This is a genomic window from Mesorhizobium sp. M7D.F.Ca.US.004.01.2.1 (genome assembly GCF_003997785.1).
In the GTDB taxonomy this organism is placed as follows: Bacteria; Pseudomonadota; Alphaproteobacteria; order Rhizobiales; family Rhizobiaceae; genus Mesorhizobium; species Mesorhizobium loti.
Genome location: NZ_RZRQ01000615.1, coordinates 1 through 1,685 on the forward strand (window position 1 = coordinate 1; position 1,685 = coordinate 1,685).

Below are 1,685 nucleotides of genomic sequence, written 5' to 3' on the forward strand. Positions count from 1 at the left end.
CTGGGCAAGCTGTTCGCTAGGATCCGTTTTCTTCGCCTCGCGGCGCGCTTCCACGCCCTCCACAACAACGATCGACGGAGTGGAACGCACGGCCGCGATCAGGACACGCATGATCTCACGCCCGCTGCCGTCGCCATGCGCATGAACGATGCGACGCCGGCTGTGTGCGGCCTCCAATCCGAGGCGTAGCGACCCTGTCGACATACGGTCGAAGGGGACCCCGAGACTCGCAAGGCCTTCGATCGCACTGGGCGCGGCCTGGAGGATGCGTTTTGCCATGCGTCTGTCGCAGAGCCCGTCGCCGGCGGCAAGCGTGTCAGCCAGGTGCTGCGCCGCATCATCGTCATGACCGAGGCTCGCGGCCAGACCACCCTGTGCCCAGGTGCTCGACGTGTCAGCTCCCAGCAGCGTCCTGGACAGAACAAGCACTGGCTCAGGTGCCAGATGAAGCGCGGTCATCAGCCCGGCGATGCCGCCGCCGATGATAATTGGCCGCCCGAAGAAGCTGCGGACATCGGTGCTCAAAGTGCGAGCATCCGTTCGACCGCAAGCCGCGCGCGCCCAGCGATCGCGGGCTCGATGGTTACGATATGGCGATTCTGCTCGAGCGCAGCTCGAATGTTGGCGAGCGTTATCCGCTTCATGTGCGGGCACAAATTGCAGGGACGGATGAACTCGATCCCGGGATGCTGAAGTGCGACATTGTCGCTCATCGAGCATTCCGTCATCAACACGACGCGTGGCGGCTTTTGCCTCTCGACATAGTCGGACATGGCAGCGGTCGAACCCGAAAAGTCGGCCTCCGCTACCACTTCCGGTGGGCATTCGGGGTGAGCAAGCACTACGATGCCGGGATGTGCTTGACGCAATTCGCGAATGTCGGAGGCAGCGAAGCGCTCATGCACCTCACAATGACCTTTCCAGGCCAGGATCTCGACATTCGTCTCGGCGGCGACGTTCTTGGCCAGGTATTCGTCCGGCAGCATGATGACGCGCGGCACGCCAAGCGATTCCACCACCGCACGCGCATTACCCGAGGTGCAGCAGATATCGGACTCGGCCTTCACGGCAGCAGATGTGTTGACATAGGTGACGATCGGCACGTTCGGGATGCGCTGACGCATCAGGCGCACGTCCTCGGCGGTAATGGACTCCGCCAGCGAACAGCCTGCGTTCAGGTCGGGGATGAGGACCGTCTTCTCGGGGTTGAGCAGCTTCGCTGTTTCGGCCATGAAATGCACGCCGGCCAGCACAATGACATCGGCCTCGGTTTCGGCCGCCTTGCGGGCAAGCGCCAGGCTGTCACCGACGATGTCGGCGACACAATTGAAGATCTCAGGCGTCTGGTAGTTATGTGCCAGGATGACGGCATTGCGCTCCCGCTTCAGCGCTAGAATGGCATCGATGTCGTCAAGAAAGGTCGACCATTCGATCGTGGGAATAACCCGCCGAACGCGATCGTACAGGGAAGCGGCCGAAGGCAGGATGGCGCTCATCGAGCCTCCAGTTATAGTCTACGTGATTATAATGCTTTATAATCGTTGTGACTATAAGGATGTCAAGCCCGCGCAAGCGGCAATTTTGTCCCGGCCACGGGCCGCTCGTCGAGAATGTCGTGGCGGAAGCGGTAGAGCTGCGCCGGCCGGCCGCCGGCTTCGGCGGTCGTCTTCCCGGTCTTCTCAACC

General features: G+C 61.8%; 2 protein-coding genes. Both read right to left on the reverse strand.

Translation table 11 applies throughout. The annotated features are described in order from the left end of the window. On the reverse strand, nucleotides 1-525 hold a 525-nt coding region (locus tag EN993_RS35460), incomplete at its 3' end, for an FAD-dependent oxidoreductase (RefSeq protein ID WP_127266206.1). After that, nucleotides 522-1,496, reverse strand: coding sequence for a quinolinate synthase NadA (nadA, locus tag EN993_RS35465; RefSeq protein ID WP_127266207.1), 975 nt, complete (start codon nucleotides 1,494-1,496; stop codon nucleotides 522-524). The genes EN993_RS35460 and nadA, both read right to left, overlap by 4 nt. Between the last annotated feature and the right edge of the window lie 189 nt (nucleotides 1,497-1,685).